The sequence below is a fragment of the Pedobacter miscanthi genome (genome assembly GCF_032678605.1).
GTDB lineage: Bacteria > Bacteroidota > Bacteroidia > Sphingobacteriales > Sphingobacteriaceae > Pedobacter > Pedobacter miscanthi_A.
The window spans coordinates 17,955-34,685 of record NZ_JAVTSU010000027.1 but is presented as its reverse complement, the minus strand read 5'-3'; the positions used below and the strand labels follow the sequence as shown (position 1 = coordinate 34,685).

The 16,731-nt window shown below is 40.8% G+C and carries 19 protein-coding genes; 9 read left to right on the top strand and 10 right to left on the bottom strand.

Translation table 11 applies throughout. The features are described from left to right. Positions 1–19 precede the first annotated feature (19 nt). Both R2R28_RS26670 and R2R28_RS26665 read left to right on the top strand, forming a co-directional pair. Positions 20–1,810, top strand: coding sequence for a RagB/SusD family nutrient uptake outer membrane protein (locus tag R2R28_RS26670; RefSeq protein WP_316828708.1), 1,791 nt, complete (start codon positions 20–22; stop codon positions 1,808–1,810). Between the two features lie 26 nt (positions 1,811–1,836). Continuing rightward, a complete protein-coding gene (locus R2R28_RS26665) occupies positions 1,837–2,823 on the top strand; it encodes a BT_3987 domain-containing protein (RefSeq protein ID WP_316828707.1) in 987 nt (328 codons plus the stop codon). 162 nt (positions 2,824–2,985) lie between these two features. On the opposite strand, the gene R2R28_RS26660 is transcribed toward R2R28_RS26665, so the two are convergent. Further along, on the bottom strand, positions 2,986–3,177 hold the full coding sequence (locus R2R28_RS26660) for a RagB/SusD family nutrient uptake outer membrane protein (protein WP_316828706.1): 192 nt from the start codon (positions 3,175–3,177) through the stop codon (positions 2,986–2,988). A 288-nt stretch (positions 3,178–3,465) separates the two neighbouring features. Here R2R28_RS26660 and R2R28_RS26655 point away from each other — a divergent pair, with 288 nt between their 5' ends. Beyond that, positions 3,466–4,071: a TetR/AcrR family transcriptional regulator gene (locus R2R28_RS26655; RefSeq protein WP_316828705.1), complete on the top strand. Its 606-nt coding sequence runs from the start codon at positions 3,466–3,468 to the stop codon at positions 4,069–4,071. A gap of 216 nt (positions 4,072–4,287) precedes the next feature. On the opposite strand, the gene R2R28_RS26650 is transcribed toward R2R28_RS26655, so the two are convergent. Beyond that, positions 4,288–4,584, bottom strand: coding sequence for a hypothetical protein (locus R2R28_RS26650; protein WP_316828704.1), 297 nt, complete (start codon positions 4,582–4,584; stop codon positions 4,288–4,290). A gap of 149 nt (positions 4,585–4,733) precedes the next feature. Between R2R28_RS26650 and R2R28_RS26645 the strand changes: the two genes are divergently transcribed. The 3 genes from R2R28_RS26645 to R2R28_RS26635 all read left to right on the top strand — a co-directional run bounded on the left by R2R28_RS26645 (position 4,734) and on the right by R2R28_RS26635 (position 6,836). Next, positions 4,734–5,300, top strand: a complete 567-nt coding sequence (locus tag R2R28_RS26645) for a hypothetical protein (RefSeq protein ID WP_316828703.1) — start codon at positions 4,734–4,736, stop codon at positions 5,298–5,300. Between the two features lie 37 nt (positions 5,301–5,337). Beyond that, entirely contained in the window at positions 5,338–5,739 is a 402-nt protein-coding gene (locus tag R2R28_RS26640) for a hypothetical protein (protein WP_316828702.1), read from the top strand. 113 nt (positions 5,740–5,852) lie between these two features. Further along, complete coding sequence (locus R2R28_RS26635; protein ID WP_316828701.1) at positions 5,853–6,836, top strand: aldo/keto reductase; 984 nt, start codon at positions 5,853–5,855, stop codon at positions 6,834–6,836. Positions 6,837–7,002: 166 nt separating this feature from the next. Here the strand turns inward: R2R28_RS26635 and R2R28_RS26630 are convergent, their stop codons facing one another. Together R2R28_RS26630 and R2R28_RS26625 are read right to left on the bottom strand one after the other, a co-directional pair. After that, positions 7,003–8,211: a hypothetical protein gene (locus tag R2R28_RS26630; RefSeq protein ID WP_316828700.1), complete on the bottom strand. Its 1,209-nt coding sequence runs from the start codon at positions 8,209–8,211 to the stop codon at positions 7,003–7,005. A gap of 103 nt (positions 8,212–8,314) precedes the next feature. Continuing rightward, a complete protein-coding gene (locus R2R28_RS26625; protein WP_316828699.1) occupies positions 8,315–8,563 on the bottom strand; it encodes a hypothetical protein in 249 nt (82 codons plus the stop codon). A 288-nt stretch (positions 8,564–8,851) separates the two neighbouring features. On the opposite strand from R2R28_RS26625, the gene R2R28_RS26620 reads away from it, so the two are divergent. Next, positions 8,852–10,594, top strand: coding sequence for a hypothetical protein (locus R2R28_RS26620; protein WP_316828698.1), 1,743 nt, complete (start codon positions 8,852–8,854; stop codon positions 10,592–10,594). 107 nt (positions 10,595–10,701) lie between these two features. Then, the gene (locus R2R28_RS26615) at positions 10,702–11,058 is read left to right on the top strand and encodes a VOC family protein (protein WP_316828697.1); all 357 of its coding nucleotides are present in this window, start codon (positions 10,702–10,704) and stop codon (positions 11,056–11,058) included. 27 nt (positions 11,059–11,085) lie between these two features. Here the strand turns inward: R2R28_RS26615 and R2R28_RS26610 are convergent, their stop codons facing one another. The 4 genes from R2R28_RS26610 to R2R28_RS26595 form a co-directional block, all read right to left on the bottom strand. Then, positions 11,086–11,538, bottom strand: coding sequence for a VOC family protein (locus tag R2R28_RS26610; protein ID WP_316828696.1), 453 nt, complete (start codon positions 11,536–11,538; stop codon positions 11,086–11,088). A 121-nt stretch (positions 11,539–11,659) separates the two neighbouring features. Beyond that, the gene (locus R2R28_RS26605) at positions 11,660–12,304 is read right to left on the bottom strand and encodes a DJ-1/PfpI family protein (protein WP_316828695.1); all 645 of its coding nucleotides are present in this window, start codon (positions 12,302–12,304) and stop codon (positions 11,660–11,662) included. 75 nt (positions 12,305–12,379) lie between these two features. Next, entirely contained in the window at positions 12,380–14,176 is a 1,797-nt protein-coding gene (locus R2R28_RS26600) for a tyrosinase family protein (RefSeq protein WP_316828694.1), read from the bottom strand. A 27-nt stretch (positions 14,177–14,203) separates the two neighbouring features. Beyond that, the gene (locus tag R2R28_RS26595) at positions 14,204–14,686 is read right to left on the bottom strand and encodes a hypothetical protein (RefSeq protein WP_316828693.1); all 483 of its coding nucleotides are present in this window, start codon (positions 14,684–14,686) and stop codon (positions 14,204–14,206) included. 724 nt (positions 14,687–15,410) lie between these two features. On the opposite strand from R2R28_RS26595, the gene R2R28_RS26590 reads away from it, so the two are divergent. After that, positions 15,411–15,797 (top strand): hypothetical protein, encoded by a 387-nt coding sequence (locus R2R28_RS26590; RefSeq protein ID WP_316828692.1) that lies wholly within the window; start codon positions 15,411–15,413, stop codon positions 15,795–15,797. A 39-nt stretch (positions 15,798–15,836) separates the two neighbouring features. Here R2R28_RS26590 and R2R28_RS26585 read toward each other — a convergent pair whose 3' ends face one another. Together R2R28_RS26585 and R2R28_RS26580 are read right to left on the bottom strand one after the other, a co-directional pair. Beyond that, the gene (locus R2R28_RS26585) at positions 15,837–16,295 is read right to left on the bottom strand and encodes a MarR family winged helix-turn-helix transcriptional regulator (protein ID WP_316828691.1); all 459 of its coding nucleotides are present in this window, start codon (positions 16,293–16,295) and stop codon (positions 15,837–15,839) included. Beyond that, positions 16,288–16,728, bottom strand: a complete 441-nt coding sequence (locus R2R28_RS26580; RefSeq protein WP_316828690.1) for an EVE domain-containing protein — start codon at positions 16,726–16,728, stop codon at positions 16,288–16,290. Before R2R28_RS26580 ends, R2R28_RS26585 begins: the two co-directional genes overlap by 8 nt. Positions 16,729–16,731 lie beyond the last annotated feature (3 nt).

Sequence of the window (16,731 nt, the reverse complement as noted above, 5' to 3'; positions counted from 1 at the left end):
ATACCTGATTTTTAAAGAAATGAAAAATTTAAATATAAAAATCTGTACTGTAATGATCATTACATCATTACTGGCAAGTTCAGGCTGTAAAAAATACCTCGATCAGGTTCCTGATGACAGGATTACCATTGAGTCGGTTTTTCAAAAGAAAGGCCCTTCAGAGCAGTACCTGGCAAATGTTTACAGTTATGTAGATGATGTTTCGAATGTTTGGGAAAATACGCCCTGGGAGGGGAACTCAGATGAGATGGATATCACATGGTCTAAATACTCCAATTATAGCTTAAACATCGGTAATCTTGGTGCAAGTAATGCACTTTTCGACCGGTGGGGATACTATTATAAAGGTATACGCTCAGCTACTTATTTTATGAACCATATTGATGGGAATGCAGAAATTTTAGCCTTAAACGGTCAGCGCCAAATCGATCAATATAAAGCGGAAGCACGCTTTTTGAGGGCATATTTTTATTTTTTGCTAATGCGGCAGTATGGTCCCGTTGTATTATTGCCCGAAACTGAAATCCCTGTTGATGTAGAAGCCAGCGAAATGCAATTTCCACGCAACAGCTATGATGAATGCGTAAATTATGTGGTAAGTGAACTTGATAAAGCAGCAGCAGTGCTGCCAAACGTACCATCAAGTAACGGACAGCCCAGCAATAACGAATTTGGCCGGGCTACAGTAGGCATCGCCCTGGCGGTAAAGTCGAGGTTGTTGCTATATGCCGCCAGTCCGGAGTTTAATGGAAATTCTGATTTTGCGAACTTTAAAAATAAAGACGGTAAGGTTTTGATCAACCAAACTTATGATGTGCAGAAATGGAAAAGAGCAGCTGATGCCGCTAAAGCAGTGATCGATCTGGGGCTTTATAGTTTATATAAAACATCAAATGGAGATCCTTTGCAATCTTATATGGGCATATTCACCCAACAATGGAATTCTGAGCAGATCTTTTGTAGGAAAACCAATGATTTGCCAGGTTATGATACCAATAGTATGCCGCGCCAGGCAGGTGGATGGAATGGAGTAGGTGTAACGCAGGAACAGGTTGATGCTTATTTTATGAGCGATGGGAGGCCGATTGCTGAGTCTGCCCTCTATTCCGAAACAGGTTTCACCACTCAAAATAACGTTAAGGTTTATAACATGTATGTTAACCGTGAACCGCGTTTTTACGCTTCTGTAACTTACAATAATGCAATTTTTCAAGGTGGTAATATGTCTGCCGCTGCGCCGATCTCATTTTTATTTTTAGGAGGAAGTGGTAAAAATGGGCATGCTACCGACTTTACCAAAACCGGTTACCTGGTGAGAAAAAATGTCAACCCTGCAACCAACAACGGCTCTGGTGGTAACGGAACAAAGGCATCACGCACTTTGGCCTTATTCAGATTGGGCGAGATTTATTTAAACTATGCAGAAGCTTTGAATGAATATGCACCTGGCAATGCCGATATTCTAAAATACCTGAATTTTATTCGTGAGCGTGCGGGCATCCCACAATATGGAAGCGCTAATCTGCCAGCACCTGCTAGCCAGGCTGAATTGCGGACCAAAATATGGCAGGAAAGAAGGATCGAACTTGCTTTCGAATCCCATCGCTGGTTTGATGTTAGGCGTTGGAAAATCGCCGCACAGGTGATGGGGGATATGCATGGTATGGATGTAAACAAAAATGATGATACCTTTTACAAAAGGGTAGTGGCAAGCCAACACCTGTTCCGCTTCCCTGCATCTTATTTTTTCCCGATCAGGCAATATGAAATGGACAGATCTAAGCTAGTAGTTCAGAACCCAGGCTGGTAACCCGGCCTTTAATCAAATTGAAAATTATGATAAGTCAAAAAAAATATCAGGCACTGTTTATGCTTTTCGGATTAATAAGCTCAGCCATTTTACCTGGTTGTAAGGATAATGTTGACCTTCCGGATCAGCCCCTGGAAAATTATGTGAATGTTTATATGCCGCAGGGCATAAACGGGCCTGTAACCGCCAATTTAAAAGTAAAAGAGAATTTGGTGCAAACCGTTGTTTTTGGAGCAGATTATGGTGGCTACGGTTATCCTGATGCAGATGTTCCGGTTTCATTTGCTGTAGATAATTCGCTGGTAGCTACCTATAACGGAGCTAATAAAACCAGTTATCAGGTGCTGCCCTCAGGTGCTTATACTTTATCGGCAACAAGTTCGGTTATCCCCAAAGGCAAATTGGCAACAGCACCGTTAAAGGTTAGTTTCAAAACAACCGGTACAGGTGCAATAACTGCTTTTACCACCTACCTGCTGCCCATTACGGTGTCTTGCCCAACGGTAAAAGTTCGCGAATCGCTAAAAACAGTTTATTACATTGTTACAGCACTGCCCGATCTGGCAGACTATCCAAATTTCGACCGCTCAAAATTCAGTATTGTGGATTTTTCTTCTCAGGAAGCAAATGGAGAAGGCCCGAATAATGGACGAGCTGTATTTGTGCTGGATGGCGTAAATACCACATTTTGGCACTCACAATGGCAGAATGGAACAGCATCTCCACCTCATTACCTCACCGTTGATATGGGAGAGCTTAAAACATTTCATGGATTATCCTTTTTAACCAGGCAAACTAATGACAATGGCAAGCCGAACGAAGTAAATCTTAAACTGAGTACTGATAATGTAACATGGACAGATTATGGAATATTGAATTTGGCGAATACCCAAAATTTGCAATCCGTTTTTTTTCCTTCCGGATTTAATAAACAAGCCCGTTATTTTAAGGTAACCATCAATTCATCTTACGGGTCTAATGTTACCCACCTGGCAGAACTTTACGCTTTTTAAAGGAGTGGCCTTACCGGCATAGTATTTGGTCCCCGCTGGTAGGGCCCTCTTTTAACCTAAAAATACTTAGATCAAACAGGTGTTTACAAACGCATCCAGATCGTTTTTAATGACCTGGATGCATTTAATTTCCAAAATAAATATTGCTTGCAGCTGATTTGTTTAAACGTACCAACCGTAATTTTCTACCAGGTTCGGGTCTTTGTCAATCTCCGATTGTGGTATGGGCATCAGGTAGTGTTTATCGATAAACACCCGGCTTTGTAGCGTAACGGTTTTGTAAAACACTGCTACACCTGCTGCCTCACTTGCTACATCCAAACCGGTAGCACTTAGCTCAGTTGCTTCCTTCAAACTAATTTTTGTGCACTGCTTAAAATTTATGTTTTTCTGGTTGTGTTTTTATCCGACGAGTTTTTCGATATGCTGATTTTATGATAGGAATGAGTTAGATAGGGGTACGGCGCCAGGCCAAATGATCCGGTTAAATGATTTTGTAGTTTTTTCTGAAGGTAACCTCTTCACTTTAGCCGGTGATTGAGATTTGAAAAAGAAGAATACTTTATTATATTCGTGGCTAAGGAACTGGCCCAGGATCAGATAAGTTTTATCTGATATTTTACAAAAAACAGTACAAAACAGATGGGAAGTAAGGAACGGATTGAGCGCTTAAAGGAAGAAAACAGCAAGCTGATTCTTGATGTTTCAATGGATATTCTTAAAAGCGAAGGCTGGGAGGCGGTCAGTATCAAGAAGATTGCCGATATTATGGAATACAGTTCCCCTGCAATCTATTCTTATTTTCCAAGTAAAGAAGCTATTCTCATCGCTTTATCGCAAAAGGGCTTCATGATGCTCAATAATTTCATTAAGCAAGAATTAGATGTTACTGCTACTTCCAGGGAAAGGATGGAGAAGTTTCTTTTTGCTTATATCCAGTTTGCACTGAAAGAAAATGAACTTTATCACCTGATGTATTCAACGGGGAAAAATGCAGAGGATGTTGGGAAATCATTTCCGGGGCTTGCTACATTTATTAACTTATTCAGAAAAGAAATGGAGGGATTACTAAATGATGCAGAACTTTCAGAAGAGACTTTTAGGGTGAATTATCTCATCAGCATTTCTTTTGCACATGGTTTTGTAGCCCTAAACAGTTATTTCAAGGATATCGACCCCGCAACCAACTCGCTTGTGTTAAACAAAGCCATCAAAGAGATTATTGCAACAATGACTGTACATTCTTAAATGCCGGTAGAATGTTATGGGATGATTTTATGTAAGGTGATTCCGGTTTTTTCTTTTTCAATACAATAGCCGCGGAAGTGACTCACCCTGGACGACTTGCCGTTTTATTTGGCTGAAATATTTTTTAAAGGCTTAACAAACTATTGATAATTGTCGATAGTTTGTTAAGGTCACCCCTGGGTAAGAAAGAAGATAATATTTGAGCGAAACCTTAGGCTATTTCAGATTCGGTGCGCCCTTTAAATAATTCTCCAGATCGCCTACGCTTACGTTACTGGTTGACCTGAAGGTATCAAAATCATAGACCATTAATACCCCAAAATCGTGGTGTTGTGCGAGAAAAGAAGATAAATCAATGTTTTCGTTAAGGGCAGTTAACATCGTTACAACATGCTCATAAACCGGTTTTGGTGTAATGAGGAGATTGGTGAGTTTATGCTGGCCAATAGTTGAGGTTTTACCGATTAATTCCTGGTTATTTTTAACCAGTTGCGCTGCTTCATTAAAAGTCATAGGGTGCAAATTTAATACAAATCAACTTGTTAAACGCTGATTTCTGAACAGAAAGTTTAACCAGGAAAAGCGGGTGAGGAGAAAATTATGGGGCCGAAATCCATCCTTTTTTCGTAAATTTGCAAAAAAAAAGCCCGCCGTTTTGCTACATGAGCATTAGAAAGTTGAGTAGAAAAATTTCCATTATATTTCTTTTAGCCATTCAGGTTATTTTTTTGTTTGCCATTTTTCGTGAAAATTTGCAGTCCTGGTGGTCTATTATATCAATACTGTTGATCAGCCCTTTGATTCTGGTGGCTTATTTAAGGGGACAGTTGCACCACCACGAACACCAGTACGAACATGTTTTAGTGGTATGCTGGATTCCGATTGGCGCAGTAACCTCTTTTTACCTCAACCACTACCTGTCCCTCGGGCCGGTTATCTCCGCTTCAGCCGTCGGTCTTACAGGCTCTTTTTTGCCGTTATTTAGAAAAAGTTCAGCGTACCTCAGGCAGTTGCCCGCTGCAGTTTATTGCGGTGCATTTATCGGGATGTCGAGCACGGCGGTTGCGCCCAGCATCCTTTTTGTACTTACCGCCAGTTTTTTTACAGCCATACTCATTATCGTTTCTAAAAGCCTTTTTTCAGGTGTGGGAGGCAAGCTGGGCACGCTGGCTTTTGCAGGTGTGGTAATCACTTCCTTTATTTATTATCTCATTTCCTCCTATGCTTAATGAGTGCATATTGCTATTGACTGGCTTTTTTGGTGCCATGTTTACCTTCTATGTGAATGAAGGCTTGGAGCAGGGACCAGTCCGCTCATCGGCCATGTTATCCCTTACTGTAGCACTATTTTTTCACTTTTTTCCCAGTATAACCAATGCTTATCTTGTTAAAAACATACCGCTGGTGTTTATTGGTTCATCCTTTATCGGAATGGTTTCCGGGCGCCTGGTATCCGGTTACTGGTTAATTGGCCTGGCGGGCGTGGTGTTCTGCATTATTTTTCTGAATGCGAGCCGTTTTTTTACCGGTTACGGAGGCGCGCTGGGCATTTCAGCCTGTATTTCGTTGCTGGCCATTTTAAGCATCCCTATTGTAACCAAAAAACACAGGTTGACCAATGGCTTTGCTTTACTGCGAAAAACGGTTTTCAAAATCAGGAAAAAGTAACCAGAATTCTCTACCTGAATTTCTTTCAGATCAATGTAAAATACGATCAGAATGAAACATTTTTGTCTCTTTTTCGGTAGTATGGTAAACTAAATTTAAATCAATTTATCCATATGGAATACAGAAGATTAGGTAAATCGGGCTTACAGGTAAGTGCGCTTGGGCTTGGGAGCTGGCTGACCTTTGGCGCCCAGATTAGCGATAAGGTTGCTGATGAACTGATGGGCATTGCTTATGATGCAGGTGTCAACTTTTTTGATAATGCTGAAGGTTACGCTGAAGGAAAATCAGAAATAGTAATGGGAAAAATCCTTAAATCACAAGGCTGGGAGCGCGAATCATTTGTCGTATCGAGCAAGGTGTTTTTTGGTACAGAGAACAAAGGGCCAAATCAAATGGGGCTTTCGCGCAAGCATGTTACAGAAGCCTGCCATGGTGCATTGAAGCGACTTCAGGTAGATTATCTGGATTTATACTTTTGTCATCGCCCCGATAAAAATACGCCCATTGAAGAGACGGTGCTGGCCATGAATACTTTAATCCAGCAAGGTAAAATTCTGTACTGGGGAACTTCTGAATGGAGCGCCGCTGAAATTACAGAGGCCATCGCCATTGCTAGAGATTACCGTATTGTTGGCCCCACAATGGAACAGCCACAATATAACCTGTTCGAAAGGAAAAAACTGGAGGATGACTTTCTGTTACTTTTCAGGGATCATGGGTTGGGTACAACCATTTGGTCGCCTTTAGCATCAGGTTTGCTATCGGGTAAATATACAAAAGGCGATGTGAAAGATACCCGCTTGGCAGATGCAAAGCTGGGCTGGCTGAAAGATAATGTGCTGCAGGCCGACAGGCTTAAGAAGGTAGAAAAACTGCAGGAAGTTGCGGATAAACTGAATGTTTCACTGGCCAAATTTTCACTTGCCTGGTGCCTGAAAAATCCGAACGTAAGTTCTGTTATTCTTGGCGCTTCCAAAGGAGCGCAGCTAAAAGAAAATTTAACAGCGCTGGAAGTGGTGCCGTTGTTAACCGATAAAGTTTTAGACCAGGTTGAAGAGATTATGGGTACCAAACCCAAACTGCCACAGTTTTAACCCAGTTATTTAATAGTATTTGTTTACTAAGCACGATAGTGGACACGCTATCGTGCTTTTTGTATATTAATTATTTGCTGCATTGCAGGGATTAATGCAGCAAAGAAAACTGTTAAGCTAATAAACGGAAAGCCAGTTTTTTAATGTCAGTTTAGCTGATAGAATTTTACTGATTTATCGGTTCAGCTTTTGGTTGTTTCGGTTTTCGTATAAAAGTTGCAAGCACAAAAATTACATATCCAAAAAGCCAGGTCGAAAATAACACGATAAAGAAAATCTCTCTAATGGAAGAATGAAAATATCCGGGCTGATAAAATAAACGGTTTAAAGTGTTTACTTTTTCAATTAATGCATTCCGGTCGAAGTTGTTCCTGATCAGGTATAACTGTTCCTGATCTTTATCCCTAAAACGAAAAACATCCTGGGTAAGGGCTGTAGGGTTAATGGAAGATTCTATGTTGTATTTTTTCAGTAAGGTATCCAGCTTTTTAAATGCGTGAAGTAAAGAATCTTTGTTTAGTTTATAAAGTAGCTGATATCGTGCTATAGCATTTTGCCGCTGTTGTGTTGCTACAGTTTGGTCGTTAACCGGACTGATCAACACCTTGTTCTCCAGGAAAATGCAAATTTCTTCGTCATATTGTGGGTTAACTTCAGATCCTTTAAATACAATTACTGTGCTGTCTTTTCTAACGGTTTTTGATATGATTCTTTTCTGTAATTCTTTCTGATCAAAGCCGAACAATTCCTCTGCAGCGCTGGTGGCGCTTTTTAACTTTTCATAAGCTGAAGTAAGTATTTTTAAAGTGTCAATACTGTGGTATGCAGATTGCAGGCTAAAAGATTCTTTATTGGCTAAATCGTAGAAAACAGTGTCTTGTACCTCAATTACCGGATAGGGTTTTGGATATAGGATATCGGTTACCTTAAATAAGTTTTCTGAATTGTAGGAAGAGCCCGGGTATAAAAATGGATTTAAAACATTTAATAATGTTTTATCAGCATTAAATTTTTTCTCAGGTAATTCTTGCTTAAGTTTAGCGTTCATCCCGAAACTATAACTGATAAAAAAGGTTAAGGATAAAAAGCCGATCGGAAACAGGATAATCCCGATTTTAAACAGATTTAGGAAGTTATATTTTTGTCTGGAATGATTGCGGATCAGTAGAATAAGAATGGTCAGTAAAAATAAACCGGTTACAAAGAAGTGGGAAATGGATACATCGTCGTAAAACTTGAAACGGTAAAATTCAGTGTAAATATTGATTTGTTTTATACCTGTAAATTTAAAATAACCATATAAAAAGTAAGCTAAGTGTATTAACACAAGTACAATGACCGATTTTAGAAGAAACTTTTTTAGGTTGTGGCTCATATGGTTTAATGCTGATTATAGTCAATTTGGGATGTGGCAAAGGAACTCTTTTGTAATGGTCAGTGCTATTCCGTTTCTGGATTTTTAATAGTGTTGTGAAAGATTACGCATCGTTCCTGGACTTGATTTCTTTTTTTACATCATGGTATCTTTTATAGATGGAAAAGAAGATGGGTAAAAATACAAACGGTAAAAAAGTGAATATGGTGGTTCCTTTTCTGATTGTCATCATCATGCCTGCCACTGTCATCACTACAAGGGTGGCAATATAAAAGGATACCAACGCTCCGCGTCTTTTCTTTTCGGTGTTTAATTCTGATAAGCTTAATTCAGGTAGTAGGATTGTTTTCAAGGGAGTTGCGTTTTTTTATGTTCTTCAAATATAATAAACCAGATTGAAATACAAAGTTCAATCGGGTATAGCAGGTTATTAGCCGGCTGTTGGGTAAGTAGAAAACAGGATCCGGTTGAATTTGTTTTCCGGTTTAAATTGCGCTGTATTTTGAGTACTGTTTTAATCAGATTAGTCACGAGCCAAACGTAGCAATTGCCTTGAATATTAAATTTATTTATGATCTTTGTTTATCTTGGCTGTGATAATGTAAGCAAGCCAATCAGTATTTAACGCACGCTATTTTTCATGATAAATAAACGCTCTTTCTCCAAAGCCTGCCTTCCGGTAGCCTGCTTTTTATTCATTATATCAGGTTTTCTGGGCTGTAAGAAAGCTGATTCACCAGAGCCTGTTCCGGATAAAAAGAAGATAGACAGTGTTGTTGCGCCGGTATTTGCCCAGGAGGTTTATTCGGAAACAACTGATCTGCTCAATATTTTTGTAAAATACAAACTTTTGGTACCTGAAACCGAAACAGGGATCATCTACAATACCGATTCGCTTTCCCTTACCACTGATGTTGGCAAAAATGCAGTTGGATCAAAGCTTAATCAGGGTTATGTATGCTATATTAAACTTGAAGCCCCTATAGCAAAATTCAGGGTGTGGTATAAACTATATTATAAAAACAGTGTGGGTAACCGGATTTATTCGAAGATTTACCGGCACGATATTGAAGATTTCCATGTCCGCAATAAATATGTAATGCGTGGACTTGCGATTGATAATAATTATGGCAATGAATTGTTAATCAATTATGAAAAAGGACAATATGGGCCCTTCGATAACTCATTATGCGTGCTTAGCCCAAATAAAAGTGTTAATTTCAGTCGCTACAAGGTAACCATCAACGGGATTCAGGTTCCCCTTGGTAAAACAGTTAATTCATTGATGACAACTGAACTTACCCAGCTGATTTATGATGTACCTGAAACAATTGCACTTGGCCTTGCAAAGGTCGAATTTTATGATCTGGGTAAACTGGTATCCAGCACCGAGATTGTTATCATTGACGGCGGACTGTTCGATAAAATATTGCATCCTGTAGCCGATAACAGCTATGGCGATTACTTTGTTCACAATAACGAACTTTACACTTACTTTAACCCTTGGACGGAGCATAACCCGCCTTCCAATGCAAAGTTCTATAAATGGTCTCCTTTATCAAAAGTATGGACAAAGCTGCCCAATCCGCCCAATTCGCGTTTATCAAACCACCATGCTGCGCAAAGTTTAAATGGGATCATCTATTTTGCACCCTCTACAGAAGATGATGGAAATAATTATCCATTTATGTATAAAGAAGTGCTATGGTCATTTAATCCGGAAGATAATACCTGGGTAAAAAATGTGTTGTTCAGTACTGCAGATCCTATTAAGATCAGAACAGTGGTGTTTGGCGATTGTTTTGTATATCAAGGTAAAATATACTGCATTGTAAATGTTTATAAAGGTGGCAGTGTAGATTATGAAATGGATATGTACAACCCTGCAGATAAAAGCTGGAAGAAATTTATAGACCTTCCAAATAATGATAATACAATTGTGCACCAGGCAGTGGTTAACAATGGTAAACCGTACCTGCTTATTTCCAAAACGGCATATCAACTTGGCACAGGCAATGTAACCAGAAACGAGTTCTCCGAAATAGACATAGACAGTAAAACATTAATCAAAAAAAGCTGGATACCGGATGTTGGGGTATTTGTACCAAACCTTGCCAGCCATAAAGGCAAATTATACGCTTATGGTGGTGGAGACGGTCAATACTCCGCGGTTTATTCTTCGCTGTCTGCCGTTTATGATACTGCCGGAGATAAATGGAGTCCTGCCAGTGCACCTGGATTTTATACCGCGTGGGCCAGTCAGACGGGTGGATTCTTTGTTTCGATGAATGACCAGCTTTATGTAGGTTTGGGGGTCGACCGTTATGTGATCTCTTCAAAAGTTCAAACCAACAGCAGCATCTACCGTTTATCGCTTAAGTAGCGCCCGGGGTTTAGGCGAAGAAATTAAACACAGCAAAACCTGATTTTTTTTAATATTCCAAAAGAGACGAAGCGGATTTATCGGTATTTTCGCTAAAAAATAATAATATGAGTAGTATCCAGCAAAAACTTAAACACCAGCAGGTGCAATATCTTGAATTTCTTTCCCGCGATCTTGAAAAGGTAAAGGCATTTTACTCGCAGGCTTTCGGATGGACTTTTACCGATTACGGACCAGCATATACAGCCTTTGAAGGAGATTTCGTAGATGGAGGTTTTACCACAGGAGAGCCTTTGAAAGGGAGTATTTTAGTTGTCCTTTATTCACAGGATTTAGAAGATACCAGAACAAACGTACTGAATGCCGGAGGTGTGATTTCAAAAGAAATATTTGCCTTTCCAGGCGGACGCAGGTTTCAGTTCCTTGATCCTGATGGCTATGAGCTTGCCGTGTGGTCGCTATAAGCAAAGGCCTGGCGAAAGATCCATTAATTACTTGTTGTAAAGCTCTTGTGCAAGTCCTATGAGAAGGCCCTCTGATCCCCGGATATAGCAGAGTTTATAGGCGTTCTCATATTGCACTACTTCACCAACGAGTGTAGCGCCATGTTTTTGCAGTCTGGATAACAGCTCTTCTATGTCCGAAACAGTAAACATCAACCGCAGGTAGCCCAATGAGTTAACGGGTGCTGTGCGGTGATCTGAAATGGTGTTAGGATTAAGGAACTGCGAAATTTCAAGCCGGCTACAACCATCAGGAGTAACCATCATTGCAATTTCCACACGCTGCTCCCCAAGTCCCGTAACCCGGCCCGCCCATTCCCCTTCAACAATGGCCTTGCCTTCGAGCCTCAGGCCGATTTCGGTGAAAAAAGATATAGCATTGCTGAGCGAGGCTACAACAATGCCCATATTATCCATTCTGATCAATTGGTTCTGTGCCATAATCGTATTTAACTTATCAATTAAAAATAAGGAATTTTAAATCGTAAACTGAAAGTTAATGGATTATTTGTGCAAATCAGAACAGGGGAGATGATATGGACTTCTGCAGTTTCTTGATAGATTAATTTAATATGGTATCGGGTGGCAATGGTGCATTTCTGTTGTACACCATTACATCAGCCACTTGTTGTGCAATACCGGCACCATCCAGTTTTTCGATAACGTAGAGTGCCCCATCTATCCCCGAGGTAACACCACCAGTGGTTACAAAACTTCCATCGGCTACATAACGCTGGTTTTTAATAAAGCTAATATTGGGATATTGCTTCTGAAGATCTTCAATTGCCTCCCAGTGTGTGGTTACGTTCTTTCCGGTGAGCAACCCTGTTTTGGCAAGGATATAAATACCAACACAAACGGACATGATGGTGATCCCTGGATGTTGCGACTCCCGGGTAATCCAGTTAAGGAGTTTGGTTGAGCCACTGCCAAAGGTGAGTGGACCATTACCGGGCATAATCTGCCCCGGAATAACGATAATATCAGGCTGCGGACAGTTTTTTAGTGTAAAATCGGGTGTAATGTGCACGGCCAGACTTTCACTTTTTATGGCCTTGGCCGTTTCGGCAATGGTAAATACCCGGTACTTGTTACCATTGTAACGGTTTGTTTTCACAAATACATCCAGCGGACCGTTCATATCGATCAGTTCAACGCCCGGATAAATCAGCACTGCTACATTGATTTTAGTTTTTTTGGAGACCATAATCTTGAGTTTATGATGTGGTGTAATAGAAAAAAGCTGTCTCAATTGAGACAGCTTTCTTAAAAGAGGTTCAGTTTATGAAACCTGCATATTAAACGCCGAACTGTTCATTAACAGTGGGGCTTCTACAGCCAATCCTTTTACTGGGCCGGCCATTAGTTTTACACTGTCTGCTGCTCGGGCAGTAAGCAATTTATTGGCATTGGCCTGGTTTGCGACCGTAAACTTGGCAAATTCTGCTTCATTGCCCGATCTGCCGTTAATCTGCACATCAAAAAGGGCCCTGCTAATTTCATCTTCTGTAAACTGGTAAAGTGTAAATGATGCCGACACTTCGAGGTGGGTAAGGCAGTTTTTGCAGGCCACTACGCGCCACCTGCTTAATACCGGCTCTGCACCCAGAAAGTGACGTACCCCATCTATAGTTGCATAAGCAGAAAGTACGAAAGAACCATTAATTTTAGCGCGGTTAATGCCGTCTATCGTCAGTACCTTATCACTTTTGTGTACCTCTTCAGGTGCAGATGCTTCCAGTTTCAGCGCATTTTCCTGGTCGGTATCATCAAGTGAAAGGCTTTCATAGGTAAAGCCCAATTGATTTTCGATATCAAAAGCATCGCTGGAGCGGTAGTAACGTTCCTGCCCGTTTTCCACCATTTTGAAAGGGAAAAGTGGCGAATCCATGGTGAGCTGTTCGCTTGGCTCATAACCCACAGGCGGCTGTTGCCCTTCGTTATTGGTTCCCGGATATTGTTTATCGGCTGGGAAACCTGGTACCGATAAGTCTAGGTGATCCGTCGAATTGTGTTTTTTCTGCCACATCCAGAATACCCGGTCTACATTACAATGGTGGAAGAAGAAAATGGGGTCAAGGCCTGCGGTTTCATTCTCGCCCATATCGCCATTGGCATTTGATGGAATATTGGGATTAGGAGAATTCGGATTTGCATCCTGTCCGGGCATATTAACACCACCCACCGATAGGTGGATACTGCCATGAGGCGATTCAAGCGATTGCGCATTGATGTTGCCATATTTGGGGTCATTCCATTCACTGCGCGATGTGTTGTTCGAGAACACCGTATAACAAGGTGCATCGAGGCTTTTTTTGTAACTGTCGTATACCCCGCCCCTAAATTTGCCTACCGGGGTAAGTGGATTGCTGGGGTTAAACTGATCAGGTATTTCTACTGTACCTCCGAGCCAGCCGATCACGTTATCATTTAATAATTGGGTGGTTAGTTTTACATTAATGGTATTGGTGCCCGGTATATAATAGGCACTGTTGTTTAGTTCGGCAGCGGCGCGGTCTGTTGGTCTTCCCACCAGGCCAGATAGCGGATAACGCACCGTTTCGTAACCCTGTGGTTTGGAGTATGAACTTACTTCTACATAATCATGTAGTGCTACTGGTATTATAAATGATTTTAAAGGGTTCGGGATGGTTACATTATTGGAGAAAGTGAAATACTCCTCGGTAAGAATAGGGGGTACACCGAGGAACTCCTTTGTGCCATCAGGTTTGGTTATCTTATAGGTTTGGTCCCAATAAGGTAACATCACGCTTTCGCAGCCTGGAACGCTTTGTAGTGCCTGTTCCAGCTTGTGCAGGTATACGCGGTGCCAGGTAGGGAAGAGTACATTGCCATGGTTACAATAGCCGCCCCAGTAGCTGCCATCGTAAGCACCACGACCTACAAAAGGTTCGCCATGGAAACCTCCAAGTGTCATAAATGAGTTGGGGTTATCGGCCGGTAGTGCCTTAATAAATTGCCAGGCCACCATAAGCTTTTCGAGCGCTTCTGGTTTGCCATTATTAAAATCGTTGTAGAGGTTCTGAATTGATCTGCGGACCTTTAGTGTTGGTTTCATTGGTTATTTTTATTTGAATGGATACATTTATAATTGGGTAATTTGCGGTTGGGCAGGGGTAATGCGCAGGCGCCCGGCCGAAAGGCTGTTAAGTAGCGAGCCACCTATAATAAAGGCCATACCTATCATGAGTAACGCCTGTTCGGAAGGGAAAAATAAGCGGGAAACAATCAGTGATAGTGCGCCGAACAAACTGACAAAAAATGGGAGATAGCCTACGTTCTGCGCCCTGCGAAGTAACAGAAACATGTGCAGCCCAAGGAAGAGAAACAGCACCGGAAGCAGCCAGCCCATGTAAGGAAGCCTTGCGATACTTAGCGAGCCAAACATGCTCATGTAGGCTGCCCAGCACATCGGGCATTTTGGGAAAAAGGCAATAAGCACGCTTAACAGTGCCGAAAAGAAAGATTGTAGTACGCTCTTAGTTTTTGCAGGTAACGGGGGTGGCGCATCTGCCTGTTTTGCTGCCGCATTGCAACAGCATTTTGGTGTTGAATTTAGATGGTTCATATTGAGGAGATTTGTTTAGTATGGTTCGGTTTAAGATGAATATCCATATTGCCAGGCAGGCGAAAAGTGATGCCGGAGCCAGGGTTGAAATCGGAGTATAATAGTATAAAGGATGGGCTTCATAAAAGGAGTGCGTTTGTATGATTATATTTACTTTTAATAGGTAGTTTAAAGATAAAGCCTGGATGCGCCAAAAAAAACCGTTTTAATACTGTTTTTTATCTCGATTATTTTTTTATATTATAATTCTTTTTATCCACCAACTTTCTCCGCCTGCGCGGAAATCTTTTTTTAGCGCAATTAGGTCCACTTGATTCATTGGGCACAGCAGGTAAATTCCACCTTAATGATGAAGTTCAAAAACATCCATTATATAATAAAAATCATTCAGTTTCGGGGAGAGCAGATCAAGGTATCTTTGCAACAGAACCGGCAATGAGAAACTGTTTCATGATGGTGTCGCATCCACGCTTTCTGAACCAATCAAAAAACGGATTATCGTTGAAGCGAAGCGCGAATGTACCTCACCGATAAAACGATTAAAGAATTGCTTATCAACTTGGCTATGAGGACTAATACTACTTCAGCAGGGTTTTTAAAAGCAAAACAGATATATCTCCTCAATTTTATAAAAATACCATCGGTTTTAACAAAGGGGAACTTTAAAGAAATAAACCATATTTTGAAATATTTTTCTTTTGGATTATTTTTACCATAAAAAAAAATGAAAAAAATCTTGCTGGCTTCACTTTTATTCATTGGCGGACTTTCTGTCCATGCGCAAACCTATCAATCGGTTACCAGTAAGAACAAAACCTATCTGGAAACGGTGAAAGGACTTTCTTACACCTATAAAAATGGAATGGTTACCCTGAAAAATAACGGAAAATATAACCTTGGCACCGTCAGCATCATTGCTTCTTCTAAAACAGATCCGGCCCTTTTTGGGATTGCTTTGTTCGAAGACGGGTTAGAAAAAGGACAAACAGCCCGGGGCAGCGTTTATTTTACCACCGGTGAAGGAAAAGATACACATGAAATTCCTTTAACCGCGGTAGATCAGAAAAGCCTGGTATTCTCTTTTGATAAAGCAACCAGGGCAACACCTTAGAAATCAACGGCATTGTCCTTTAACGGATAGGCCTGCGCCTTATCCGTTGTTCTTTTCAATAAGTTGAAGCATGTTTTTATTAAATAAAGCAAGCTTAGTATCCAATGTGGCAAAAAAATCCAGATCGGCATTTTCGACTTCAATAATTGCTTTTTGCAAAACAAGTTCTCCATCGGTGGTTAGCCGGATTGTTTTTGCCCTTGTATCGGTTTCGTGTTCCTGCCGGGTTATAAACCCTTTTTCTTCTAACGTTCGCAATACTTTCGATACCATCATCCGGTCGGCATTGCTTTGGTTGGCAATATCAACCTGCGTTACCGCATTACTTTTTTTCGAAAGCCAGCCTACAGCGGCAAGTAATACGAATTGTGTTTGTGTTAAGTCCAGGGGATCCAAAACCTTTTTTTGTTTCCGCTGCCATAACATGGTCACCTGACCAAGTAAATAACCCGGACTATCTTTTGGACTTTTAAAATGAAATTCAATTTCTTTAGACATAGTGATGTTTGCGCATTTGAGATGAAATTAAATTAAAATCGTGTTGGTTAATTTGAAAGAAACCGAACCGGAATGGATAACCCCAGCTTTTTTTGTTCTGAATAAAATCTAAGTTATCAATTAAAGGAAGAATAGAGGTGTCTTCACATTCAGAAAATTCAATTTTGCGCCTTGAAGGACAAAAATCTTCTGAAACTTGAAACTGATAGGTATCATCATCCACCACTATGCCAAATGCCGTAAACTCCTGGCATTTTTCGGGCTTTCCTAAAGTTTGTTTCCCTGAATAATAAATAACAAAATCCCCCTTTTTCATTCTCCTTAATGGTGTCGATTTTCCATGGCAGGCCTGAGCAATTCCTTGCTCAATGCCGTTTTTAACATGGTCTTTTGAGGCCACGATTACCCAATATTTTGCAGTGCCGTTAACCATTGC